At 42.4% G+C, this 25,991-nt stretch carries 24 protein-coding genes; 20 read left to right on the plus strand and 4 right to left on the minus strand.

What is annotated here, in order from left to right:
- Positions 1-100: 100 nt before the first annotated feature.
- The 7 genes from NYR25_03665 (at position 101) to NYR25_03695 (ending at position 8,953) form a co-directional block, all read left to right on the plus strand.
- Entirely contained in the window at positions 101-772 is a 672-nt protein-coding gene (locus tag NYR25_03665) for a Crp/Fnr family transcriptional regulator (protein UWF34499.1), read from the plus strand.
- 19 nt (positions 773-791) lie between these two features.
- On the plus strand, positions 792-1,256 hold the full coding sequence (locus NYR25_03670) for an ArgR family transcriptional regulator (protein UWF34500.1): 465 nt from the start codon (positions 792-794) through the stop codon (positions 1,254-1,256).
- A 216-nt stretch (positions 1,257-1,472) separates the two neighbouring features.
- Positions 1,473-3,620: a PBP1A family penicillin-binding protein gene (locus NYR25_03675; GenBank protein UWF34501.1), complete on the plus strand. Its 2,148-nt coding sequence runs from the start codon at positions 1,473-1,475 to the stop codon at positions 3,618-3,620.
- Between the two features lie 63 nt (positions 3,621-3,683).
- Positions 3,684-4,028 carry a YlbF family regulator gene (locus tag NYR25_03680; protein ID UWF34502.1) on the plus strand — a complete coding sequence of 115 codons (345 nt, stop codon included), beginning with the start codon at positions 3,684-3,686 and terminating at the stop codon, positions 4,026-4,028.
- Positions 4,029-4,208: 180 nt separating this feature from the next.
- Positions 4,209-5,420 carry a DNA repair exonuclease gene (locus NYR25_03685; protein UWF34503.1) on the plus strand — a complete coding sequence of 404 codons (1,212 nt, stop codon included), beginning with the start codon at positions 4,209-4,211 and terminating at the stop codon, positions 5,418-5,420.
- 2 nt (positions 5,421-5,422) lie between these two features.
- On the plus strand, positions 5,423-7,990 hold the full coding sequence (locus NYR25_03690) for an AAA family ATPase (GenBank protein ID UWF34504.1): 2,568 nt from the start codon (positions 5,423-5,425) through the stop codon (positions 7,988-7,990).
- A gap of 15 nt (positions 7,991-8,005) precedes the next feature.
- Complete coding sequence (locus NYR25_03695; protein ID UWF34505.1) at positions 8,006-8,953, plus strand: HD domain-containing protein; 948 nt, start codon at positions 8,006-8,008, stop codon at positions 8,951-8,953.
- A 107-nt stretch (positions 8,954-9,060) separates the two neighbouring features.
- Here NYR25_03695 and NYR25_03700 read toward each other — a convergent pair whose 3' ends face one another.
- The 3 genes from NYR25_03700 to NYR25_03710 all read right to left on the minus strand — a co-directional run bounded on the left by NYR25_03700 (position 9,061) and on the right by NYR25_03710 (position 10,851).
- The gene (locus NYR25_03700) at positions 9,061-9,951 is read right to left on the minus strand and encodes a peptidylprolyl isomerase (protein ID UWF34506.1); all 891 of its coding nucleotides are present in this window, start codon (positions 9,949-9,951) and stop codon (positions 9,061-9,063) included.
- Positions 9,952-10,055: 104 nt separating this feature from the next.
- Positions 10,056-10,418, minus strand: coding sequence for a chromosome segregation protein SMC (locus tag NYR25_03705; GenBank protein UWF34507.1), 363 nt, complete (start codon positions 10,416-10,418; stop codon positions 10,056-10,058).
- A gap of 1 nt (position 10,419) precedes the next feature.
- Complete coding sequence (locus NYR25_03710; GenBank protein ID UWF34508.1) at positions 10,420-10,851, minus strand: HIT family protein; 432 nt, start codon at positions 10,849-10,851, stop codon at positions 10,420-10,422.
- A gap of 142 nt (positions 10,852-10,993) precedes the next feature.
- On the opposite strand from NYR25_03710, the gene NYR25_03715 reads away from it, so the two are divergent.
- From NYR25_03715 to trmB, 3 genes are read left to right on the plus strand one after another with little or no spacing between them, the layout of a single operon-like run.
- Positions 10,994-11,731 carry an ABC transporter ATP-binding protein gene (locus NYR25_03715; GenBank protein ID UWF34509.1) on the plus strand — a complete coding sequence of 246 codons (738 nt, stop codon included), beginning with the start codon at positions 10,994-10,996 and terminating at the stop codon, positions 11,729-11,731.
- Entirely contained in the window at positions 11,724-12,923 is a 1,200-nt protein-coding gene (locus NYR25_03720) for an ABC transporter permease (protein UWF34510.1), read from the plus strand. The genes NYR25_03715 and NYR25_03720 overlap by 8 nt, the downstream gene beginning before the upstream one ends.
- 11 nt (positions 12,924-12,934) lie before the next feature.
- The gene (gene trmB, locus NYR25_03725) at positions 12,935-13,573 is read left to right on the plus strand and encodes a tRNA (guanosine(46)-N7)-methyltransferase TrmB (protein ID UWF34511.1); all 639 of its coding nucleotides are present in this window, start codon (positions 12,935-12,937) and stop codon (positions 13,571-13,573) included.
- 78 nt (positions 13,574-13,651) lie between these two features.
- Here the strand turns inward: trmB and NYR25_03730 are convergent, their stop codons facing one another.
- Entirely contained in the window at positions 13,652-13,978 is a 327-nt protein-coding gene (locus tag NYR25_03730) for a PepSY domain-containing protein (protein ID UWF34512.1), read from the minus strand.
- 81 nt (positions 13,979-14,059) lie between these two features.
- Here NYR25_03730 and NYR25_03735 point away from each other — a divergent pair, with 81 nt between their 5' ends.
- From NYR25_03735 to dnaI, 10 genes are all read left to right on the plus strand, one after another.
- The gene (locus NYR25_03735) at positions 14,060-14,695 is read left to right on the plus strand and encodes a DUF4479 and tRNA-binding domain-containing protein (GenBank protein UWF34513.1); all 636 of its coding nucleotides are present in this window, start codon (positions 14,060-14,062) and stop codon (positions 14,693-14,695) included.
- Positions 14,696-14,711: 16 nt separating this feature from the next.
- Positions 14,712-16,790 carry a DNA translocase FtsK gene (locus tag NYR25_03740; protein UWF34514.1) on the plus strand — a complete coding sequence of 693 codons (2,079 nt, stop codon included), beginning with the start codon at positions 14,712-14,714 and terminating at the stop codon, positions 16,788-16,790.
- A 43-nt stretch (positions 16,791-16,833) separates the two neighbouring features.
- On the plus strand, positions 16,834-18,150 hold the full coding sequence (gene murC, locus NYR25_03745; protein UWF34515.1) for a UDP-N-acetylmuramate--L-alanine ligase: 1,317 nt from the start codon (positions 16,834-16,836) through the stop codon (positions 18,148-18,150).
- Between the two features lie 85 nt (positions 18,151-18,235).
- Positions 18,236-18,934 carry a Bax inhibitor-1/YccA family protein gene (locus NYR25_03750; GenBank protein ID UWF34516.1) on the plus strand — a complete coding sequence of 233 codons (699 nt, stop codon included), beginning with the start codon at positions 18,236-18,238 and terminating at the stop codon, positions 18,932-18,934.
- A gap of 99 nt (positions 18,935-19,033) precedes the next feature.
- Positions 19,034-21,691 carry a DNA polymerase I gene (polA, locus tag NYR25_03755; protein UWF34517.1) on the plus strand — a complete coding sequence of 886 codons (2,658 nt, stop codon included), beginning with the start codon at positions 19,034-19,036 and terminating at the stop codon, positions 21,689-21,691.
- A gap of 14 nt (positions 21,692-21,705) precedes the next feature.
- On the plus strand, positions 21,706-22,545 hold the full coding sequence (gene mutM, locus NYR25_03760; protein UWF34518.1) for a bifunctional DNA-formamidopyrimidine glycosylase/DNA-(apurinic or apyrimidinic site) lyase: 840 nt from the start codon (positions 21,706-21,708) through the stop codon (positions 22,543-22,545).
- Positions 22,538-23,158 (plus strand): dephospho-CoA kinase, encoded by a 621-nt coding sequence (gene coaE, locus NYR25_03765; protein UWF34519.1) that lies wholly within the window; start codon positions 22,538-22,540, stop codon positions 23,156-23,158. The genes mutM and coaE overlap by 8 nt, the downstream gene beginning before the upstream one ends.
- A gap of 1 nt (position 23,159) precedes the next feature.
- Positions 23,160-23,636 carry a transcriptional regulator NrdR gene (gene nrdR / locus NYR25_03770; GenBank protein UWF34520.1) on the plus strand — a complete coding sequence of 159 codons (477 nt, stop codon included), beginning with the start codon at positions 23,160-23,162 and terminating at the stop codon, positions 23,634-23,636.
- On the plus strand, positions 23,636-25,024 hold the full coding sequence (locus NYR25_03775) for a DnaD domain protein (GenBank protein ID UWF34521.1): 1,389 nt from the start codon (positions 23,636-23,638) through the stop codon (positions 25,022-25,024). The genes nrdR and NYR25_03775 overlap by 1 nt, the downstream gene beginning before the upstream one ends.
- Positions 25,025-25,027: 3 nt before the next feature.
- A complete protein-coding gene (gene dnaI, locus NYR25_03780) occupies positions 25,028-25,957 on the plus strand; it encodes a primosomal protein DnaI (protein ID UWF34522.1) in 930 nt (309 codons plus the stop codon).
- The last annotated feature ends 34 nt before the right edge of the window (positions 25,958-25,991 follow it).

Consider the following 25,991-nt stretch of genomic DNA (forward strand, 5'->3'; position numbering starts at 1 on the left):
CAAAAGCTACGGATTTTAAACGGTTCTCTTCAGGTTACTTTGGCTACAGATTTTTCTAAGATAGATGGCGTTAATTCGATTTACAAAAAGGAGTTTTTTCATGATTTCGCCAACTATTCAAACGGAAATTAAAGAATTTTATTTGGCACAACCAGACTTTGGAAATTTACCCATGCAGGAAATAGAACGACTAAGTGAAGCTACACGACTTAAACGGGTGCACCGGGGACAGTGGCTTTTTGACCAAGGTGAGGAGTTTAGCCGGGGATATTTTTTGAAAAACGGACACGTGAAGGTCACGGCGGTAAATGCGGAAGGTGACCTTACTTATCTATCATTTTTAACTCCCCAGGCATTTTTTCCGCTAAGGGGCATTCTTAATGGTGAAGAATACTGTTATAATTCAATTGCGATCACTGATTTAGAAGTATACATAGTTCCGATAGCAGAAATTCGACGGGTAATTATTCATAACTATGCTTGTTTAGTTTCCTTTACCCAGCGAATGGAGCAACTGGTGGAGCGAACAACTAGTTTAATTGAACAAACAACCAGTTCAAACGCTACTCAACGAGTTTGCCAAGTACTAAGTGGCTTAAAAAAAGAATATGGACAAAGACGGGGAACGGTACAACAAATTCCGTTTCAAATTTTGTTAAAGGATTTAGCGGTGTTGAGTGGGACCACGACAGAAACGGTGACGGCAGTTGTTAAACAGCTTCAACAACAAAACAGGTTAAGGTATAATCGAAAGATAATTTCGTTTATTTGATTTAGGACGGGGATGAATTATGAAGAAAGACGTACGACGCGATAAAATTTTAGATTTAATCAGCGAAAAACCAATCTCTACACAATTGGAGTTACTTCAAGCATTAGCGGATGCCGGGATCAAAACTACCCAGGCAACCCTTTCACGTGACATTAAAGAAATGCACTTAGTTAAACAGGCGGATATTACCGGAGCTTTATCTTATCGGGTGATGGATTCTAAGGAACAAGTAGAACCGGACAACAGTCCAATTCGAGAAGTTTTTCAGGAAAGTGTGACTAAAATTACCCAGGTTCAGTTTATCAACATTGTAAAAACCGAGCCGAACCATGGGAACCGGGTGGCGGCAGTAGTTGATGACGCAAATATTGAAGAAATCCGGGGAACGCTTGCGGGATTTGACACTTTAGTCATATTTAGCGCGGACGTCGACGAAGCTACTAGTTTAAATCAAAAATTAAACGAATTGATGCAGGAACAATAAAAGCGAGGAAGCTTTCCAAAAGTTAGGTCAACTTAGTCAGGATTCAAGTAGAATCTACTTTGCAAGCAATGTGCGGGGCTAATTAGCGTAACTAGCGGAAGTTTTCTCGTTTTTAAGTATTAAGACCAGTTTAAAAAGCTTTCGTAGGCAAAAGAAGCCTTATAGAATATGATAAAATACCAACAGTATCGTAATCTGTAATGAGGTAATGATTAAATGGAAAATTTTTGGAATGCGATTAAAGTATTTCTGCAAAAAATAGGGGGCTTTTTTAGCTGGATTTGGCAAAAAATCCACCCATTTTTACACAAGTACTGGCATCGTTATCAACTAACCCGCTGGATTATCGTTGTCGTTTTAGCGGTTATTTTTTTAGCTAGCGCAGTTTTAACGTATCAGGCTAAGACCGCAAACGTTAAAAATTTAAAGGCGGCTTTATCGCAGCCAACGTTAGTTTACGATAAACATAATACGAAAGCGGGCAGCTTATATTCGCAAAAGGGAACGTGGGTAGACTTAGATAAAATTTCGCCCAACGTGCAAAATGCGGTGATTGCTACCGAAGACCGTAATTTTTATAAAGAATATGGTTTTTCGGTGAAGGGGATCGCGCGCGCCTTCGTTATGTATGGTGTAAATAAGGTACTTGGGAGGAACTACATTTCTGGGGGTGGAAGTACGCTAACCCAACAACTGGTGAAAAATGCCTTCCTCTCCCAACAGCAAACCTTCACGCGAAAAGCTAAAGAATTGTTTTTATCTATTGAAGTAGAAAATGTTTATACCAAGAAAGATATTTTAGCGATGTACCTAAATAACGCCTACTTCGGTAATGGAGTTTGGGGTGTTCAGGATGCCTCCGAACGCTACTTTGGGGAGAGTGCTTCCGAACTAACGGTTCCACAAGCGGCCGTATTAGCAGGAATGCTGACCAACCCTAGTGCATATAATCCGGATGACCACCCGAAAAATGCGCTTTCCCGACGGAACGTCGTCTTGAATTTGATGGCGGAAACGGGCAAAATTTCCGATGCGCAAGCTAAGAGTTATGCTCAAACCCCAATTGTTACGTCTAATAACTACTCTAATGAGGATGGTTATAAATATCCTTACTACTTTGACGCAGTAATTGACGAAGCAATTAACCGTTACGGACTAACCGAGTCTGACATTATGAACCGTGGTTACAAGATTTACACTTATCTAGACCAAGGCAGCCAGGAAGGAATGCAGGATACGTTTGATAACGCAAGCAACTTCCCAAGCAACGCCACCGACGGTACAAAAGTCCAGGCTGCTTCAGTAGCGGTCAACGCTGATGATGGCGGGGTTGAAGCCATCGTCGGGGGGCGTGGTGAGCACGTCTTTCGGGGATATAACCGGGCTACCCAAATTAAACGGCAACCCGGTTCGACGCTGAAACCGATCGCGGTATATGCTCCGGCACTCGCTAGTGGGTACAAGTATAGCTCAATTTTAGAAGACAAGCTCCAATCATACGGCACCAACCACTACAAACCGGAAAACTATAACAACCAGTATTCCGGCAAGATTCCGATGTACCAAGCGCTTGAACAAAGTAAGAATGCTCCAGCAGTTTGGTTGTTGAATAAAATCGGGGTGGATAAGGGCTATGACTATGTAAAGAAGTTTGGTCTTAATCCGAGTGAAGATGATAAAAACTTGGCCATGGCTCTTGGTGGTTTGACTAAGGGAGTTTCTCCAATTCAACTTGCTTCAGCATACACGGCCTTTGCAAATGACGGAAATATGTCTAAGCCACGTTTCATTCGGAAGATTGTCGATGCTTCCGGAAAAACGATCGTTAACAATACTCCCGAAAAGAAGCGGGTGGTTTCCAAGAAAGTTGCTAACGAAATGACCAGCATGATGATTGGCGTGTACGGCGACAGTTCGGGAACGGGATACGGGGCCGAACCAAGTGGTTATAAGATTGCCGGTAAAACGGGAAGTACCGAAGCTGATACGAGTGGAAATTCGGAAGCTACCCGGGATAAGTGGATGGTCGGCTACACTAAAGACGTTGTAGTAGCTACTTGGGAAGGTTTCGATGACACCAACAAGGACCACCATTTGGAAAACATTACCGGGGTAGGAATGAACAGCATGTTCAAGGCTGAAATGAGTGAAATTCTGCCAAATACTAAGGGAACCACTTTCCAAGTGAAATCAGCGTCATCGTTGGCAAATAATAACGGAAACAGTAACGCAAATAATCTTTGGGATAATATTGAAGATGGAACTTCTTCCATTAAGGACAGTATTTCGAAGGGAGCAAATGGTGTTAAAGAAAAGGCTGGCGAATTATTTGAGGACGCGAAAAAGTTTATCATGGGCCAGTGATTTCAGTATTAAAAATTAGTTCTAAATGATATAATTGAACTGTTAAATCAGAGGAGGCGCACTATGACTGTAAACATTTATGATACCGCAAATCAAATGGAACAAGAGCTCCGTCTAACCAACGAATACCAAAATTTGAAACAATCTTTTGAAAAAGTTCAACAAGATGAAAATGCTAGTGCTTTGTATAAGAAGTTTCAAGATATTCAAAGTTCGCTTCAACAAAAGCAAATGAACGGCGAAGAACTAAGCGAAGACGAAATTAAGAAGGTTCACGAAGTCGCTGGTGAAATTGAAAAGGTAGACTTGATTAAGGACTTGATGGACAAAGAACGGAGTCTCAATCAATTGATTAATGACGTTAATCAAATCATTATGAAACCTATCCAAGAATTGTATCAAGGCTAATTCTGGAATGGAATCGTGATGATCCACGTCTGGTAGTCGGTGAGGCGAATAACGTTAACCGATAATAAAATTGGTGAAGATAATAAAACGAAAAAGAGGCTGGAAAAGAATTTCCTTGGTAAAGGATAATTTTTCCAGCCTTATTTTTGATAAGAGCAAGTTTATTAAGGAGGAAGAACGATGAAATTCATGCACGTAGCGGATGTGCATTTGGGCAGCCCGTTTCGGGGGCTAAAAAACATTCCAGACCGGTTGCGTAAATTAGTGGTCAACTCGACGAAAGCGGCCTTTGCGAAGCTAATCCAAACGGCAATTGAGCGGCAGGTTGATTTTGTTTGCATCGTGGGTGATTTATTTGATACTCCACACCCTGATATTGATACCCTAAGTTTTGCGGTTGATCAGCTAGAACTGTTAAACGAGGCGCACATCCCAGTATTCTTGAGCTACGGAAATCACGACTATCTTAATGCTAAAATTCCAGCAGCCATCTTTCCGGCAAACGTAACGATTTTTGGGCCAGAAGTAGAAACCCAAGCGTTGACGGTGGCGGATGGCTCGACCGTGGGACTAACTGGATTTAGCTATGCCAAACGAGCAGAAGTAAATTCACGAATTGAAGAATATCCGGTCAATGACGGTCAGTTTGATTTTCGGATAGGTTTGCTACACGGTAGTATGGACGGGTTACGGACGAGTGAAGCTCATTACGCCCCGTTCACCTTAAATCAATTATTGAGCAAAAATTACGATTATTGGGCGTTAGGTCACATTCACAAACGTCAAGTTTTACACGAAGCCCCCGTAATTGCCTATGCAGGAAACACACAGGGACGGCACATTAATGAAGCCGGAGCCAAAGGTGCGAGTCTTGTCACTTTGCAAACTAATCAGCAAGCTACGGTAGAATTTGTCCGCAGTGACGTAGTTGAATGGCAAAGTTTAACGGTGACTCCGGAACCTGAAGCTGACTTTAAGCACGTATTGGGAGAGATTTTACAACAGGTAGCTTCGAAAACTTCGCCTTCTTTCAAGCTAATGAGTGTTAGTTTGGCCGGAAGCAACCATCTCGAATCCGAGGTTCTAGAGGAGTTAAGTAACGGATTAGGTCTAACCCAACTACAAAAGCAGTTAGAGTCCCAAGAAGAGTGGGTCTACCGAATTTTGTTAAAGGCTGACGAACAAACTCCGGTATTCTCGGAATTGGACCGTTCGTATTGGCAACAAGCCGCTCAGCAAGTCTTCACGCCCCAAACCGTTCAAGAGCAACTGGGCAGGTTAATGGAGTTAGACTTTATTGCTGAAGCCTACCAAGCAAATTTTAATCCTGAGGAGCTTCGTGAACGAGTTGAAATTATGCTACAACAACGCAACGCGCTGGGGGATGATTAATTATGAAAATCAAGCGAATTGAAATCTACGGATTTGGAAAATGGCAGAACGTAACCTTTGACTTACAAAATGACTTGCAAGTTTTTTACGGGATGAACGAAGCAGGAAAATCAACGTTACGACAATTTATTTATAGCGTCTTTTTTGGGTTTGCTCAGGGAAGGGGAAGCAACAAATATTTGAAATACGTACCTAAAAAAGGCCGCGGTTCGGCTGGTTATGGGGGTGCAATTGAAATTGAATACCAAGATCACCCATATCGAATTGAACGTGTGAAGGGGAAAAATGGTGGTACGGTAACCATTAAAGACTTAATTGACCAAAGCTCGGTCAGTCCGGACTTCCTAGGAGAAATTTTAGGCCCAATTGATCAACATACATACGAACGCCTATTAGGGTTCAACCAGAGTGATTTGGACGACTTTAACGATTTGGGAAACCGCGACGATTTAAGGCGACACATTTTAAGAATGGGCGCCGTGGGTAGTGAAGAATGGATCCAGTTTGAAAAAGACCTGAAAAAAGATGCCGATAAAATGCATACGGCTAGTTCGCGAACCCGTGAACTGGACAAGAAAGTTAAGCATTACGAACAAGCCAAGCAACATTTACAAGACGATCGGGACCAGCTTCCCGACTATCAAAGCGCCAAAGCTTTGGAAGACCAAAATCGCACGGAACTGCAAGGGGTTCGCCAACGGATCAATCAGTTGTCTAAGCAGACTAGTCATCAACAAACGTTGGTAGACGCCTGGAATAATTACCACCAGATTCTTACTCTGCGGCAACGGGTGCAAAACGCTTCAAAAGCAGATTTGCAATTAGACTTAGGTCAAGTTAGTCGGCTAGTGGACCAAATTCGAAAACTAACGGAAAATGTACAACGTACTCAGCAAAAATTGCGGGAGTTACCTGCCAACCCGCAAAAACCAGGTAACTTAGAGCAATTAACTGATTTACAAGCTAAGTTGCCGGTTGCGCAGGTTAACCACGACGAATTAATTAAGGCACAGCAACGCCAGACCGCGTTAACGAACCAGTTGACTGAACTACAAGAAAATAATTCGGTAGACTTAAATCAATTAAAACCGATGGATTCGGCAACGTTGAAGCAAGTTAAACAACTCCTGCAAAAGCAAGCTCAAACGGCTGCTGAAGTTAACCAATTAAGAAGTGTACCTGTCCGAACTTCCACAACTACGGGAAGAGCGGCCAACGTGAATTTGATTTGGGGCGTGGGCATTGTTTTAGCTGCCGTAGACTTTTTCTTACCAATTAACGTAATCGTTAAATTAATTTTGTTGGTCGTGATTGCTTTGGGCGGTTATGGTTTTGCTAAGCAAACTGGACGGTCCGAACAGCCAGATTCTGAATCAATGGATGCTTTACAAACCGCAGAAGAAAATAACCGACAAATCAACGACAAGCTTCACCAAGTTGGGGTACAGACTGGTTTTGACGTGGTGCCAGCAACGGAATGGGTATTATTACAAAGTGAGGTAGTTAGTTACCAACAAATTAAACAAGAATTAGCCGACCTCAAGCACCGGCAACAAACCTTACAAGAAAAGCTTGCTGATTTTTGGCGGACAGCCACTGCCGTATTGCAGATTGATGCGGCCGGCTCCCAACCAACTTTAGAAGAACTTACTGAACGGGTGACAAAGCAAATCCAACAAATTCAACATCAGCAAAGTGAAGTGCAAACCCGCAAAATTTTGACCCAAAATTTAGGGGAACAACAAACTGAATTAAAGCAAGCTCAAGATAAGTTTGGACAATTGGCAACTCCGCCGCTGGATGATCATTTTGATGAGTGGCTAGCCCAATTGACCGAAACGCAAAAACAGGCGGTCCGGTTGCGAGACTTAGAAAAAACGGTCGCCCCCGAACTCCAAGAGGAATTGCAAAAATATACGGACTTTACTGAGCTAAAAGAACAACAAGCGGTGTTAACAGAGCAATTACAACAATTAAAGGCTCAAGAACAAGCCCTGATGGATGAACGAACCCAGCGAATCGGAGAGTTAACCGGATTAAAGAACCAAATTGATATTTTAAATGAGCAACAGGCCCTTGCCGAAGAAGAAACTGAGCTAAAAGATTTAATTGACGAGTGGTTAACGCTACAATTAGGGGCAAAGTGGGTTGATGAAACGCTGGGGGTGGCCACTAAAGGACGGCTACCGTTGATTATTCAACAAGCCAACGAATACTTTGCTAAAATCACGAACGGACATTACCAGCAGGTTGAATTTGATAGTGACGACGCCATCCACGTGATTGACCAAACCGGACAAGCCTATGAACTAGGGGAATTATCCAAGGGAACTTTGGAACAATTATATATTTCCATCCGGTTTGCGTTTATGCAGGCGTTCGCGGATACGGTAGATTTGCCAATTATTATTGACGATGCTTTTGTGGCTTTTGACGACCGTCGTTTGGCAGAGACTTTTGGTTTATTAAAGCAAATTGCTAAGCAAACTCAAATTATTTATTTCTCAGCGAAAAGGGAAGTTTATCAACTAGTCGACCAGCATAACGTAGTGAATTTAAACGAAAAATAAGGGAGGAACGCAGATTTGACTAAGAAGTTAATTGATTTTCAAAATGATGAAGAAATGGAACTTTTTGTCTTGATTAAAAACGCTGAAAAGCGGGTAACTAAAACTGGTAAAGATTTTATCTCACTAGTTTTTCAAGACCGGTCGGGCGAAATTCGCGGAAATTATTGGGACGCTAAGCCAGCCGATTTTGAACAATTTCAATCAGGACGCGTGGTACTTTTAAAAGGAAAGCGTGAAACGTATAAGGGAGCACCCCAGGTTAAAATTATGGCAATGCGTCTAGCAACGGAAGAAGAACCTGACGATCCCACCACGTATACTGAAAAAGCTCCCGTATCGGCGAGCGAATTACGGGAAGCTTTTGCGCAATTAGTATTTGAAATCAACAATCCGGATTGGAACCGGGTGGTACGTTATCTATTAAAGAAGTATGATCAGCAGTTTTTCAGTTTTCCAGCGGCCAAATCTAATCACCACGCCTTTGAAGGCGGGCTGGCTTTCCATACTTTATCAATCGTGAAACTAGCTAAGGCGGTTGCACAGCAGTACGAAAATATTGACCAATCGCTATTAATTGCCGGCGCAATTTTACACGACTTAGGTAAAACCATCGAATTGTCAGGGCCGGTAGCTACCCAATACACTGTTGAAGGTAACCTTCTGGGGCACATCGTAATTATTGATGAAGAAGTGGTGGAAGCTGCGCAAGCATTAAAAATTGATCCAAATGGCGAATCAATGGTATTATTGCGCCACTTGTTAGTTTCCCACCATGGGCTGCGCGAATACGGTTCGCCAATTGAACCACACATGTTAGAAGCGGTAGTATTGCATTCGTTAGATGATTTAGATGCCCAAATCCAAATGGTATCGGGGGCATTAAAGAATACGGACGAAGGTCATTTCAGTGAGCGGATTTTTGGGATGGACGGGCGTCGTTTCTACAAACCACAAGTTAAGTAATCAATTCGTTAGTCGATTAGTGGAAAGGCTAAGCTATGAATCGACCAATGCGTATAAAATAAAAAAGAGGCGAAATTTTTCGCCTCTTTTTATTACGGGTAATTAAATTATTTGCTGCTTGATGAAGATGAAGAACTACCTAAGTAGTCGTCTAAGACGTTCTTAAGGTCCTTATCCTTAATAGTAACGTTACCTTTCTTAAGTACCTTAGTAATTACTTTACGAAGGGTAGCACTATCACTCATGTCTTTATTCCAGATCCGTTCCTTTAATTCTTTAGTATGGTCGGACATCTTACCCTTAGCAGGCTTGTCGATCATCTTGATTACTTGGTAACCGTATTGTGTCTTAACTGGCTTAGTAGTGTACTTGCCTTCGTCAAGTTTGAATGCGGCGTCCTTAAAGTCAGAATCTAAAGTAGTGTTGGTATCGTCAAATGGAGCGATTTTACCACCCTTGTTCTTGCTTGAAGAATCAGTAGAGTACTTCTTCGCTAACTTAGCAAAATCCTTACCGTCGTTAAGTTGTTTGATTACGTCTTCGGCAGTTGATTTTTTAGAAACTAAGATTTGCGCTACGGTAACCTTTGGTTGGTATGATTTCCATTCCTTTTTAAGATCAGAATTGCTAATCTTGTCGATGTCCTTAACGGCTTCCTTCAATAGTAGGTTAGAACGAATTTGCTTACGTAAAGAAGATTCGGTCATCCCGTTTGAAGCCAAAACGTCCTTGAATGAAGAACCGTATTGATCTTTATAAGTATTGTATTGCTTGTCAACAGCCTTTTTGGTAACTTTGTCCCCGTATTGTTTTTCAAGAACCTTGTTAACAATCATTTCTTGTAAAACTTGCTTACCATTTGAAGTGTCCTTCAAACTACTGTAGTACTCATCTTGAGTAATTTTACCACCTGAAGTAGTGGCAACGGTCTTGCTACCACACGCTGCTAAGGTAAAAGCCATCGCAATGCTAGCGAATCCAAGTAAAACTTTTTTCATTAAATCCACACATCCTAACAATATATTAGTTAAACTCAGCATCTATCATAACATAATTAGTATTTTGATAAACTTTTTCGGATAATCTTAAGAAAATATTTGGCTCATTTTCTTTTTTTATCAACAACTTCCTTTTGTACTTGGTTAAGCTCGTTGCTAAGATGGTTTTGCAACTCATTAATTTTTGCCATCCGCGGCTTCAACTTGTATTGGAAACGGTCGACCGATTGTTGAATTTCGTTAAGGGTCTTTTCACTCTTTTTTAACTCTACTCGTACCTGAGCCATATTTAGGCGTAGACTTTGTAACGAGTCCACAAAATCACTAATGGCTTGGGCGTAGGCTTTGACAGAATGTTTTAAATCTCTTAAAAAGTGGGGATGCTGGCTAACGTATTTAACGGATTGCCATCCGATCCACGAACCCACAATTCCCTTTAACCAAGGGTGTCGTTTATCTTTTGCCATGCTATTCACCTAAATTATCTTTGATTTGATTTTGAATTTTGGTTAATTGAGCTTCATCGTAGTGACTACTATTGTCAACAAACCGCATGCCAAAATCGTCATGGTCGGTGTAACGAGGAACGAGATGGAAATGAGAATGGAAAACGCTTTGGTACGCGATTTTGCCATTATTGTTAATAATATTCATTCCCTTAATGTCCGGATTGCTATCGCGGACGGCTCTGGCAATCTTAGGTATCCGTGAGAATACGTCAGCCGCAAGTTGGGGATCGTAACTGAAAATATCTGGAACGTGCTTTTTGGGAATTACTAATGTATGGCCGGGAGTTCCTTGCGAAATATCCAGAAAGGCTTTTACCACGTCGTCTTCGTAGACGGTGTAGCTAGGGATATCGCCACTGATGATTTTACAAAATACACAATTTTCGTCCATAAAATTACCTCCAATACAAAACTTGTCTTATACAGGCTAATTATACACGAAAATTGCGTAATTGTGCGGATTGACGACCGGGTTTTCGACGGGGATGTGGTATAATCGATGAGAGATTTTTAATACGATTGGGGATTATAAATTGACGCTAAAGATTGAGCATTTGACCGGTGGATACACGCAAACGCCAGTCATTAAAGACATAAATTTAGAAGTGCATGAAGGAGAACTAGTCGGCTTAATTGGGTTAAATGGTGCTGGAAAGTCAACTACCATTAATCACGTAATTGGTTTATTGCAGCCCATGCAAGGATCCATTAGTTTGGACGACGTTCAACTAAGCCAGCAGCCGGCGGCATACAAAGCCCAGTTGGCTTACATTCCGGAAATGCCTGTGCTGTATGATGAATTAACCTTAAGAGAGCATTTAGAACTGACTATTAAAGCTTACGAACTTGATAAGGAAGCTGCGTGGCAACGGGCAATGCGGCTTTTAGAAAAGTTCCGGTTAGCAAATAAGTTGGAATGGTTTCCAGCTAACTTTTCTAAAGGGATGCGGCAAAAGGTGATGATTGTTTGTGCCTTTATGACTGATGCCCGACTTTTTGTGATTGACGAGCCATTCTTAGGTTTGGATCCTTTGGCGATTGATGATCTCTTGGGGATTATCAACGAAAAGAAAGCACAAGGAGCGGCAGTCCTCATGTCTACCCACGTGCTTGACACGGCGGAAAAATATTGCGACCGATTTGCTTTGCTAAACGAAGGGGAATTAAAGGCGGTTGGCACGCTTAACGATTTTCAAGCTCAATTTAACGCTCCCAAAGCCAGTTTGAACGATATCTATTTAGCAATTGCAAAGGGTGAGCGGCATGAATGAACTCTGGCAACGACGCGCTAAAGATTATCAAAATGAAATCCTCAAATATTTAAAATACGTATTAAATGATCACTTAGTTTTAGCACTACTATTCTTTGGCGGTGGACTGGGACTGGCGTATGCTAATTGGCTAAAGACATTGCAACCTTTACCAAGCTATGGGTTGTGCTTGGTGGTGGTAGTTACGTTCCTGTTAACCTTATTTGGACAACCCGTGCTATTGTTAAAAAACCCCGACCCAGTATTTTTGTTAGGGCAAGAAAAAAACATTGCGAGCTACTTAAAAAAATCGTTACGCCGGACGCTAATTTCGGCTTTGGTGCCGGTCGGAATTGGTAGCATAATACTTTTTCCGCTTTTAGCCCTGGCTTTTCATCAGTTAGTTTGGGTACTGACGGTGATTTTAACGACGGTGTTAGGTAGCTTTGTGAACATATTAACTCGTTACCAAGGCTATTATTTTGCAGGTTCCCGGCTAGGGCGGGGGATTACTCTGGTCATTGACGCAATTATTGTTAGCTTGGTTACGGTACATCCCTTAATTGCTGCTACATTAATGGTGATCTGGCTGTTGTTAGAATGGCGACGTTTAGGATGGTTGATGAAAAATGGGCGCTTTGACTGGCAATCCGCAGTAGAGGCGGAGCAAAAGCGCATGGGGCGGTTATATCGTTTCTTTAGCTTATTTACCACCGTGAAAAACTTACCTGTTAAAGCTAAACGGCGCCGTTATGCGGACGGGGTGGTAAAGTTCTTGGCGGGAAAATCATCGATGTTTTCCTATTTATACTCGATTATGATTGTGCGTAGCGGTGATCGAGGAAGCTTAATGCTACGACTTTTATTTTTGGGGATGTTAGTTTCAGCGTACAGCGATCAAATGTGGTTGAAATTAATGGTAGGAGCTTTAACGACCTATCTGATAGTTATTCAGTTAGTTGACGTATATCGGCCGGTTCAGGCAAACACAATGGTGCAGGTGTATCCCGTTGATGCAGAAATGGCGCAAAGGGGCTTGTTATCTGTCTTAAAAAGAATCATACTATTAAGCGCGATTTTAGTGACACTAGCTGGTTGTGTAACTAACTTTACAATTGCGTTTTTAGGGTGGGCGGTCGTAGTTCAGTCGGCGACGACGCTATGGCTAACCCGGTGGCTTGTGCCACGTTACATTAAAAAAATAAACAAATAAAAGAGGTAATTATGCGAGTAAGAAATAAACCTTGGGCTCCAAAATTAATTGCGGAACACCCTGAAATGGTCGTGGAAAATGGTCAAGCTTATAAAGGAAAGTGGCATGAACGTTTTGCCAAGCAACAACCACTATGGATTGAAGTGGGGACTGGAAAGGGCCAATTTATTATCAATATGGCCAAAAAATACCCCCAATATAACTTCATTGGGATTGAAATTCAAAAGACGGTGGTGGCAATTGCCTTAAAGAACGCTTTAGCCGAAGAATTGCCTAACTTACAATTTTTGCATGCAGACGGTGCAGAATTAACCGATTATTTTGCGGATGGCGAAGTGGACCAACTCTTTTTAAACTTTTCGGATCCTTGGCCTAAAACCCGGCATGAAAAACGCCGATTAACTTATAAAAGCTTCTTAAAAGTTTATGAACAAATTTTAGTTGAACATGGTAAATTAGAATTTAAGACGGATAACCAAGGACTATTTGAATATTCATTGACGAGCTTGAATAATTACGGGATGGTTTTTGAAGGAGTCTGGCTAGATTTACACAATAGTCCGGAAAATGCAGACAATGTGGAGACGGAATACGAACATAAGTTTAGTGAAAAAGGCCAACCAATCTACAAGTTAGTTGCTCATTTTTAGATTAGGCAACTAAGCCGGCAAACTCACAAAAATAGCCGAGAAAATTTTTCTCGGCTTGCTTTGGTTATAATTAAGAAATTAACGACGGTAAATGTCGATAATTGTACCGGTGTATGCATCGGCAATGAACTCATATTGAATTAGTTCGTTATTTTCGTACTTAGTGATTCCTCCGTAATATACGGAGGCTTTTAAACCGTGACGGTTGAGGGGAGATGGCTTGGATTCAATCCAAGCGCCTTCAACGGGTCCCTTTTCTTCAAAGGAACGTCGAACGCGGGCAAGTGCGGCTTGGGGCCGAACTTTACGGTGTCCCTTGACTTGGGTGGCCACCAGCGTTCCCACGGCGAATGAAGTTAAAGCGGTAATGGTTAATGCGGTTAGCGCAGATGTTTTAGATGACATGAAAACACTTCCTTTTCCACTAATTCTAACATTAATGGGAAGGGTTTGAGAATTAAAAAGTAATATTTAAGGAGAATTGAAATGTTAGTAGCTAGTTATAATCCAAAAACAATGGGAGATATTTTAATTACCATGGTCAATCCTGACGCGGAAAAACAAGCCGTGGAACAAAAAGAAAACGTAGTGCGGATTTTTGATGTCGATAGTAACGTTACTACCGGGTATAACTTCTTGGAAGTTAGCACCAAATTACCTGATTTAGAAGGACACGGACCAGTTACTCTAACCACTGCACAGGTTGCAAAGTTGAACGAGCAGTTACGTCAAGCAGGATTTGAAGACGAGTTAGTTGCTGACGAAAGCCCTAAATTTGTGGTTGGATACGTTAAGGCAGTTAAGCCACACCCTGATTCTGACCACCTACAAATTACCGAAACCGAAGTTGATAACGGCGAAATTCTACAAATCGTTAGTGGTTCGCCTAATATGAAAGCTGACATTAAAGTTGTGGTTGCTAAGGTAGGAGCCATGATGCCCGATGGGATGATTATTTGGCCGGGTGAACTCCGGGGCGTATCTAGCAACGGAATGATTGCTTCTGGCCGGGAATTAAAATTAAAAAATGCGCCGCAAAAAAAAGGTGCACTGATCTTACCAGATGATTTTGAAGTGGGAACGGCTTTTGATTTCGCTAAGGGAAATCATATTTTTGACTAATAAGGGAAGGATTTAAATGGTTAAATACGATGGACCGGCTTTTTTTCGCAAAAAAGGCCTTAAAATGGACGACCATTCGGTTAAACAGCCAACGGATTCAGCGGAGAGCTTGAAGTCGGATCATCCATTTACGCCCGCAATCCAGCAAAAATTAGCACAAAGGCAAGCACCTGACGCTGAACCAAACGGGTTCAAAAATGAAGTTGAAGATTCAACGCGTTTGAAGTCGAAGTCAACTAGTTCAACCGGCAGCCGACCAGTCCGCCGATTCCGGTTACCAATTAGTAATTACGAATTAACTCGGCGACCTTTACCAAAATTAAATCAAGCTAAGCGCCAACTAACTAGTCGGCAGGAATTAAACGATTCGTCGTTTGACGAGCCGGAAATCAACAACTCTGACGCGGCAACTCCTGTAGGAGCGCAAAAGGATTTCTTATCAAGTGCCGCTCCAATAGCATCGAAAACCAAGCCAACTGCTCAAGTAGGATCCTCGTCTGCAGCGATTACCCCGGTCTCGTCGCAACAAGCAGTCAAGAGTGCGGCTCCAGTTAGTGCGGGAACGAAAAGCGATTTCCAACCAATGGCGGCCCCCAAAAAATTTAATAATCCGAAGAGGACTTTACAAAAACCTGCCCGAACAGTTAGTGCACCGCCAGTTTCAGTAGCCCAAGAAAGCACTAAGCAATTGATGGGATATCATTTTCCAAGTTTAGATCTATTGCCAGATCCCGTTGTTCAAGACGGTGCAGAAGACCAATGGGTTGCCGATCAAGCACAACGGTTAGATGACGCGCTAAGTGCCTTTGAAGTTGCTGCTAAAGTAGTTAACTGGACGGTCGGACCAACCGTTACCCAGTTTGAAATTGAACTAGGGCGGGGCGTTAAAGTTAACAAAATCACTAATTTGACGGATGATTTAAAGTTGCAATTGGCGGCGCGGGATATTCGAATTGAAGCCCCAATTCCTGGAAAAAACACCGTTGGAATTGAGATTCCTAATCCCCATCCACGACCAGTGCCACTTAGTGAAATCATTAAGTCACCGGTATTTCAAGAAAGTAAGTCTCCGCTTACGATTGCCTTAGGGGTGGATTTGTTTGGTAAGCCACAGGTTTATGATTTGCGGAAAATGCCACACGGACTGATCGCTGGGGCTACCGGATCTGGTAAAAGTGTGTTCATAAATAGTGTGTTGGTTTCCTTATTGTATAAGGCGACTCCACAAATGCTCAAATTGCTGTTGATCGACCCGAAAGCCGTCGAAATGGCTCCGTACAACCGACTACCACATTTACTAGCACCCGTGATTTCGGATCCTCAAGCAGCGGCTGCAGCCTTGAAATGGGTCACCAATGAAATGGACCAACGTTACGAACGCTTAGCAGCTGCAGGAGCGCGTAATTTAGAGCAATTTAACGAAAAAGCTCGGCAAGCTGGGGATGATGCTAACCAAATGCCTTATATCGTGGTAATTATTGACGAGTTAGCTGATTTAATGATGGTCTCGGCAACGGAAGTGCAAGATTACATCGTGCGAATTACTCAAAAAGCACGGGCCGCGGGAATTCACTTGCTGATTGCTACTCAACGGCCTAGTGTAGACGTAGTTACGGGGCTAATTAAAAACAACATTCCGACCCGGGTGGCATTTATGGTTTCTAGTCAAGTGGATTCGCGTACCATTTTAGACCAAAGTGGGGCAGAACGGCTACTTGGACGAGGAGACATGCTGTTTCTTGGTAATGGGAAGAGTAATCCAGTGCGTTTACAAGGTGCGTTTATTAGTGACGCGATTGATGCAATTGCTGATTTTGTTCGCGAACAAGCGGCTCCGCACTACGCCTTTAATCCAACTGAATTAAAGGAGCGAAGCGCAGAGTTAGATAGTACGGATGAATTAATGGACGACGTACTCGAATACATTGCCCAAGAAGACACTATTTCAACTTCAAAACTACAACGAGTCTTTTCGATTGGGTACAACCGGGCGGCAACGATTATCGACCAATTAGAAGAGTCGGGATACGTCTCCGCATCTCGCGGTTCCAAGCCACGGGAAGTTTTTTATCGCCCAGAAGAAAATGACGATTGATATTGTGGTAAACTGAAAACAATTTATAATGGGAGTGGTCAAGGTGGATAAAGATACAATTTATTATTTTATTGGGATTAAAGGGTCCGGTATGAGCTCTTTAGCGTTGATTTTACATGACGAAGGTTATCAAGTTGAGGGTTCTGACGTGGACGGTTACGTGTTTACCCAAGACGGTCTTGCTGCAGCAGGCATTAAAGTTTTACCTTTTAATCCAGACAATTTACGTGAAGGATTAACGGTAATTGCGGGGAACGCCTTTACTGACGATCATCCTGAAATTAAACGGGCACGTGAAATGGGCTTAAAGGTCATTCGTTACCATGAATTTTTAGGACAACTACTAGCTTCGTACACTAGTATCGGGGTAGCTGGGACGCATGGAAAGACCAGTACCACCGGGTTGTTGGCTCACGTACTTGGTGGAGTTGACAAGACTAGTTATTTAATCGGTGATGGAACTGGAAAAGGGGTCCCTGATGCCCGCTTCTTCGTGTTTGAAGCTGACGAGTATCGTAGACACTTCATTGCCTACCATCCGGATTACATGATCATGACTAACGTTGACTTTGATCACCCCGACTATTATAAGGATTTAGCCGACGTTGAAAGTGCCTTCCAACAAGCAGCTAGCCAAGTTAAAAAGGGTCTTTTCGCTTGGGGAGAAGATGAAAGCTTACGGAAACTACGTGCGGACGTCCCGGTTTATTATTACGGAACCGCAGATAACGATGATTTCCAAGCTAAAAACATCGTTCGGACTACTACGGGATCAGAATTTGATGTGGAACACCAAGGCCAACCAATTGGACACTTTAAAATTAACCTTTTTGGTGAACACAACGTTCTCAATACGTTAGCCGTAATTGCGGTGGCTTACTTTGAAAAGATTGACTTAGCACTAGTACAAAAAGAATTGTTATCCTACCAAGGGGTAAAACGACGCTTTTCAAAATCTACGGTAGGCGATAACATTTTGATCGATGATTATGCGCACCATCCATCAGAAATCAAAGCAACTTTAGATGCTGCTCGACAAGAATTTCCGGATAAGAAAATTGTGGCGGTATTTCAACCCCATACTTATACCCGAACGGCCGCATTGTTAGATGGGTTTGCTAAGAGTTTGAGCCTTGCTGATCAAGTTGTTTTGACCGAGATTTTTGGCTCGGTTCGTGAAGCAAATGGCAAGGTTTCGTCACAAGATTTGGCTAACTTAATTGGCCATGACACAAAGATTATTCATGAAGATGACCTATCTGCATTAGCTGATCAACATAATGCGGTACTAGTTTTCATGGGTGCAGGAGACATCCTAAAATACGAAGATGCTTATAAAGCCTTAGTTAAGGAAAAGTAAATATTTGACCTTTCCTGACTTTAATTGATAGCCTTTTAGTCGCTTTCTTGTTACAATATGGGAAAGATTAAATGGGGGGATCAATTTGGATCAACAACCAAGAGTAATAAATAATACGGTCGGCTTAAACCGATTTTTAACTAAAATGTACGGTTGGATGGCAGCCGCAGTCGCTTTTTCGGGAATCATTGCTTATCTCGGAGCTACGGTATGGCGCCCAGCAGTGATGACGTTTTTAAGTCAAGGACGAATGGGGATTTGGTTGATTTTTATCGCGCTGTTTCTGTTCATGATTTTTGGGCAGAAGGCGGCGTTACAAAACCCAACGGTTAGTTTTCTAATGCTATTTGCGTTCTCGGGATTCTTTGGAATCACCCTTTCAAGTGTGTTTATGCTATTCAGCATTGGCACGATTGCGGGGGCTTTCTTCTCGGCCGCAGCAGTTTTCATCGTGATGAGTGTAATCGGGTTGACTACTAAGCGTGACTTGTCACGGTTAGGGACCCATTTGCTAGCTGCTTTAATCGCAATGGTGGTTGTTTCGGTAATCAACTTATTTTTCTTGCATAGTAGTGCGGTAACCTTCTTCTTCTCCTTAATTGGAATTGTGATTTTCGCTGGTTTATCAATGTTTGATACGGCCTCAATGAAGAACCTTTATTTAAGCTACGGAGATCGAGTTTCCGAAACGGGACTAGCCATTCAAGGTGCATTTAGTTTATATCTAGATTTTATTAATTTATTCCAGTACTTCTTAACCATTTTTGGTTGGAGTCGGGATTAGGCAAAAATTTAATTCTCATTTTAGAACCGAAGGTCAATCTTGTTCACGTTGACCTTCGGTTTTTGGTATGATTAAGGGAGATAGAAAACGGAGGAAGCTATGGCAAAAGATAAGTTATTGTTAATTGATGGGAATAGTATTGCATTCCGTTCTTTTTTTGCGTTACATAATTCGCTAGAAAAGTTCAAGAATCCCGATGGACTGCATACTAACGCAATTTTTGGGTTCAATAAAATGTTAGACAGCATTTTAAAACAATACCAACCCACGGCGGCGCTGGTTGCTTTTGATGCTGGAAAAACCACTTTCCGGACGGAAATGTATGATGATTATAAAGGTGGGCGTTCAAAAACTCCACCAGAGTTGTCAGAACAGATGCCTTACCTCAAACAGTTACTGACCGGATACGGTATCAAAACTTATGAATTACCTAACTATGAAGCTGACGACATCATCGGAACGTTATCGTTGGAAGCAGAACACGACGGCTATGAAGTCGTGGTCGTTACTGGGGACCGTGATTTGACCCAATTAAGTAGTGCAGAAACGACCGTTGCGGTGACCAAAAAGGGGGTCAGCGAGGTTGAAGAATATACTCCGGACCACGTTGAAGAAAAGCTAGGTATTTCGCCTAAACAAATCATCGATTTAAAAGGCTTAGCGGGTGATAGCTCCGATAATTATCCTGGAGTTACCAAGGTCGGAGAAAAGACCGCCCTTAAGTTACTCAAACAGTTTGGCACGATTGAAAATCTCTACGATCATTTAGATGATTTGAAGCCAAGCAAAATGAAGGAACACCTAATTGAGGATCGGGACGCAGCCTTTACGTCAAAAACATTAGCAACCATTAAAAGAGATGCTCCCGTAGAAATTGGATTGGCAGACTTAAAATATAATGGTAAAAACGTTACCTTTTTACAGGAATTTTATCAAAAGATGAAGTTTCGGAGTTTCTTAGCGACGTTACAACAAAATGAACCAACGGAAGAAAAAGCAACCGAAAAACTCGCTTATCATGTACTGACGAAGGACACGTTGCCAGACTTTTCCAAATGGGGGAAGGAAATTAACTTCTATTTGGAAATGCCCGAAAAAAATTATCACTTATCTGAATTTTGTGGGTTTGCAATTGGCAACCAGCAAGAAATCTGGGCTAGTGATGACGTGGAATTGTTAAAAGAACCAGCTTTATCCGCAGTGTTAGCTGATCCTGACGTGGTGGTAAACGTTTTTGACGGGAAACGGACTTACGTAGGACTACACCGGCTTGGTGTGACCCTAAAAGCCATTAACTATGACATTTTGTTGCAGTCCTACTTGTTAGATACCAATGATAATTCTAACGATTTAGGACAACTTGCTCACGAGCACGATATTGAAGATATCAAAACTGATGCTGAAGTTTATGGTACCGGAGCAAAACGAGCCGTGCCAGAAAAAGATGTTTTATTAGAACACCTTGCGCATAAGATTGACGTAATTGGCGAATTAGGCCGGCGTTTGCAAGAAGAATTGATTAATAACCAACAGGCCGATTTATATTGGAAAATTGAATTGCCGCTGTCGATCGTACTTGCGAAGATGGAGATCAGTGGAATTAAGGTTGATCGAGACCGGTTAGGAGCGATGCAAAGCGAACTTACCGAGCGGCTTAGCGAATTAGAAAATCAAATTCACCAAGAAGCTGGAGAAGAATTTAACATTAATTCTCCTAAGCAATTGGGGCATATTTTATTTGAAAAGCTGGAATTTCCGGTAATTAAAAAGACCAAGACCGGATACTCTACGGCAGTTAACGTCCTCGAAAAATTGCGTGGGTATTCGCCAATTATTGACCATATTTTAGATTATCGTACAATTTCTAAAATTAAGTCTACGTATGCAGATGGTCTGTTAAAGGTGGTACATTCTACCGACCAAAAAGTGCACACCACGTACCAACAAACTTTAACCCAAACGGGACGGCTTTCCTCGACAGATCCGAATTTACAAAATATTCCGATTCGAATTGAAGAAGGAAAGAAAATTCGGCAAGCGTTCGTTCCGTCACACGAAGGTTGGCACATTTTATCTTCTGATTACTCACAGATTGAGCTGCGGGTGTTAGCCCACATTACGGGAGACCATCATTTACAAGAAGCATTTAAAAAGGACGAAGATATTCACTCAAGTACTGCGGTGCGTATTTTTGGGTTGAAGGATGCTAGTGAGGTCACTCCTAACATTCGTCGGCAAGCAAAGGCGGTCAACTTTGGGATTGTCTACGGAATTAGTGATTATGGACTTTCGCAAAATATCGGCATTTCCCGTAAGGATGCTAAACGATTTATTGACACCTACTTTAAGGAATATCCTGGAGTAAAGAAGTATGTGGATAGTTCGGTTGAGACTGCGCGGGAAAAGGGCTATGTAGAAACAATTGCGCACCGCCGCCGGTACCTACCTGACATCCATGCTTCTAACTTTAGCGTTCGATCGTTTGCGGAACGAACCGCGATGAACACTCCAATCCAAGGAAGCGCGGCTGATATTATTAAAATTGCAATGATTAATATGCAAAATGAGTTAGAAAAGCGGCAGTTAAAAACCAGAATGTTGCTGCAGGTACACGATGAACTGATTTTTGAAGTGCCTGATGAAGAGATGAGCGTTGTTAAAGAGTTGGTTCCTAAGGTGATGGATTCAGCGGTTAAGTTAGACGTACCTTTGAAGGTGGAAACCTCATGGGGGAATAACTGGTACGACGCAAAATAACGGAGGAATGAATAATGCCTGAGTTACCTGAAGTAGAGACGGTTCGACGTGGATTGGTTGGCCTAGTGAAAGGTCGTACCGTTCAACGAGTGGTAGTACGGTACCCTAAGATGGTCAGTCCCGAAGCGGACCAATTTGCAGCAGAATTAAAAAATAAAACGATTGAAACAATTCGTCGTCGGGGGAAGTACTTAATTTTTGATTTCAACCACCAATTATCGATGGTTTCCCACCTTCGGATGGAGGGAAAGTACGCAGTCGTGGATCGCGATCAACCTTATGACAAGCATGACCACGTTATTTTTGAATTGGATGATGGGCAGGATTTACGGTATAACGATACGCGTAAATTTGGTCGGATGGTTCTAACTCCCACTGGCCAAGAGATGCAAGTTGGTGGATTAAAAACCATTGGACCAGAACCAACCCCGGAAACTTTGACGCTAGATTACCTTACGAAGGCCCTCCGAAGTCGTAAACGGGTGATGAAGAGCTTTCTTTTAGACCAGTCGTTAATTGCGGGATTGGGCAATATATATGCAGATGAGGTCTTGTGGTTAAGTAAAATCCACCCGCAGCGCCGGTCTAATTCACTTACCGATGACGAAATCAAGCTCTTGCGGGAAAGTATTTTTGCGGAGTTAAAGGAAGCTATCGCGGCGAAGGGAACTACCGTGTTTTCTTATTTGGATGCTACCGGACATGCCGGCAGTTTTCAAAACCAACTCCACGTTTACCATCGCCAAGGTCTGCCATGCCCACGCTGCCAAACACCCATCGAACAAATTAAGGTAGCTCAACGCAGTACCCATTTCTGTCCGCATTGTCAGGTTTTAACGCCCAAAAATGACTAAGGTATTGGGACTGACTGGTGGAATTGCGATGGGGAAGTCCACCATCAGTAATTTTTTAAAAAGTAAGGGGATTCCATTAGTGGACGCTGACGAAGTTGCCCACGCAGTTTTGGAATTTAAAGCGGTTAAGGTACAATTAGTTAAGGCGTTTGGAACGCAAATTCTAAACGGGCAAAACCAGATTGACCGGCAGCAATTGGGTAAGATGGTTTTTGACAACCCGCAAAAATTGCAAGAACTAAATCAAATTGTGCAACCAGTGATTCGTAAAGAAATTATCCGGCAGTTAGAAAGGGTCACTAAGGCGCCGGTGGTGGTGCTAGATGCGCCGGTATTATTTGAACAGGGATACGAGTCCTTAGTAGATTATATTATGGTGGTATCAACGACTCCGGCTGAACAACTTCACCGGCTGATGGAGCGTGATCAGTTGCCGCGCAAGGATGCTCAAAAAAGGATTCAAGCCCAAATGCCGATTGAAATTAAGCGAGAAAAAGCGGATGTAATTGTTGACAGTAGTGGTAGTATTGAAGCTACCCAAAAGCAAGTGGTAGAATGGCTTGTTAAACAAAATTTACTCCAGACATCCGGAAAGACCGGCGAGGTGAAATAATATGAAATGCCCACATTGTGGTAATAATGGCTCGAGAGTAGTGGATAGTCGACCAACCGATGAAGGCCGTGTAATTCGTCGTCGTCGCGAGTGTGAAAAGTGTGGCTTCCGTTTTACTACTTTTGAACGGGTGGAAGCCACCCCATTATTGGTAATTAAGAAAAATGGTTCCCGGGAAGAATTTGACCGCGACAAGATTCTAAAAGGAATCGTGCGTGCAGCGGAAAAACGACCGGTTAAAATGGAACAAATGACCGATATTGTCGATAAAGTGGAAAATAAAATTCGTTCCTTAGGTGAAAGTGAAGTATCTAGCCAAGTGATTGGTGAATACGTGATGAATATTCTTGTTGATTTAGACGAAATTGCCTACATTCGGTTTGCTAGTGTTTATCGCCAGTTTAAAGACATGAATGTCTTTTTGAACGAACTTCAAGACATGGTGAAGAAGGACGAAAAAGAAAAGGATCATAAGTAATGACGGAACCAATGGATGAATTAGCCCCAAACGACTCATTTATTGTAAATACTGACCGACAAATGGCTGACTACGAAAGGCGGGCATTAACGGCGTTATACCGACCGTTGTTGTCATCAGATGCGCATAGCTTAGCTGAGACGCTTTGGGAATTAAATGCGGAAGCAACGGTTCTAAACGAACAGTTTACCCACACGGTATTACTAAATTGGCTGGGGATCGATCTGCCAGCAATTGTGGAAGCCCGAGGCCGCTTAGAATCCCTAGGACTATTAAAGACTTTTCGTAAGCAAGTTGATAACCGGGCGCTATTTTTATATATTTTGCAAGCGCCTGCCGATCCGATCACCTTTTTTAAAGATGATACACTAAGTGCATTGTTGTTGGGGGCCGTCGGCGAAACCGAATTTGAGCGGTTAAGTCGCCGCTTAATTAAGCGGCAAGTTGAGCATGCTGATTTTTACGACGTGTCTAAAAATTTGGGAGACTATTTCCAAATTGGAAGTAGCGTAGTTGATAAGCCTACCTCAATTGCCGCCGTACAAAAGCAGCTGCAACCGGCAAAGACAAAAAACGTTAAGGAAACCCTTAACAAGAATTTTGATTTTAAACTGCTTACTCAAATGCTTAGTACTAGTTTTGTGGACCGGCAGAGTTTGGAAGAAAACCGGCACCTCATTATGGTCGAGCAAACCATTTATGGAATTACGGAAAGTGAAATGGCTGAGTTAATTAAGGCAGCCACTAATTTTCAAGACAACCGAATCGATAGTCAGGCGTTAAAGACGCGAATTGCCCAAAAATACGCTAGTTTGCATCAGCAAAAAGCTCCCAGCACGACGTCGAGTTCCACGGTTCCAACTTCGCCGGCTAAACTCAATTTAGAGGGGCTTACTGCAGAAGAACAAACGGTAATTAAAACCACGTATGCGTTAGCGCCAATAGATTTTATTGATCAGATCAAGCAAGAGACCGGAGGCTTTACCACCACGGCAGAAAAGCGGGTGATTACTGGCCTAGTGGAAACTGGTCAGCTTCCAATTAGCGTCATTAATTTTCTAATTTTTTACGTCTTGGTCGATCAAGGTCGTGCGACCCTAAATAAAAACTTGGTAGAAGCAATTGCTAACGAGTGGATTAAAAATGGGGTTCGAACTCCACGGCAAGCTTTAGAGTTTGTGCGTGACCGCCAAGCTAAGAAGCAAAAACAGGCTACCAAAGCATACGGCAGACGGAAACCAGTTGTTCAACGCGAAACCCTGCCAGATTGGGCCAAGGATAGCGAAAAATCTGTACCAACTAGTTCTAATAGTACGCAAGCTGCTCCAACCACTGCGGAAATTAATGAAAAATTGAAAAAATTGCGTGAACGGCGAAAGGAGGAATAGCAAATGGAAAATATTCGCGAAGCGATTGAGGGATTGATGAATAAACGGAAACTCGACCAACGTTTTCAAACGGTGATGAAAACTGTTTATCAAGATCCCAAAGTTGTGGCGTTTTGCCAAGCTCACCAAGCGGAATTAACTTCAGAAGCTTTGGAACGGGGAGCGGCCAAGCTCTACGAATTTGTTAACGAACGCAAAAAGATTGCGCGACACGAACCCTCCTTTTTGCCAGGTTATGAGCCACAATTAGTACTCAGTAACCACTTAATTGATATTGAATACGTACCTACCAAGGAAATGACGATGAAATGCCAAGTTGCCCAACGCCAAGCGTTAGTTAAGTCAATTAGTATGCCGAAATTGATTCGACGGGCAGATTTTAGTGACTATTACCAAGAGCCTGATCGGAACGCCGCTTTTAGCAAGGCGATGGATTTTGTGGATGCTTATGTGCAAGCTCCGGATCAATTCCACCGTGGCCTATACTTAACCGGTAGCTTTGGCGTAGGAAAAACTTATTTAATGGGGGCAATGGCTAACGAATTAGCTAAACATAACTATTCGACAACGATTGTTCATTTTCCTAGCTTAGCAGTGGAATTGAAAAATACGATTGGAGATTCCAAAGAAATACAAAACAAGCTTGATGCGGTTAAACAAGCGCCGATTTTAGTAATCGATGACATCGGTGCAGATAGTATTTCAGCGTGGGTGCGGGATGATATTTTAGGCGTAATCTTAGAATATCGAATGCAAGAAGAGTTACCAACTTTCTTCACCTCGAACTTTTCGATGGAGCAATTAGAAAAAGAACATTTAACGGTTAATCAGCGTGGCGAAGCCGAGCCGCTAAAGGCCAAACGATTAATGGAACGGGTTAAATTTTTAAGTGAAGAGGTTACTTTAATCGGAAAAAATCATCGCCAGGGTTGACAAGCAATTTTGAATGGATATAATAAATTTGTAA

Origin of the sequence: Pediococcus acidilactici, assembly GCA_024970065.1 — a bacterium.
GTDB lineage: Bacteria > Bacillota > Bacilli > Lactobacillales > Lactobacillaceae > Pediococcus > Pediococcus acidilactici_A.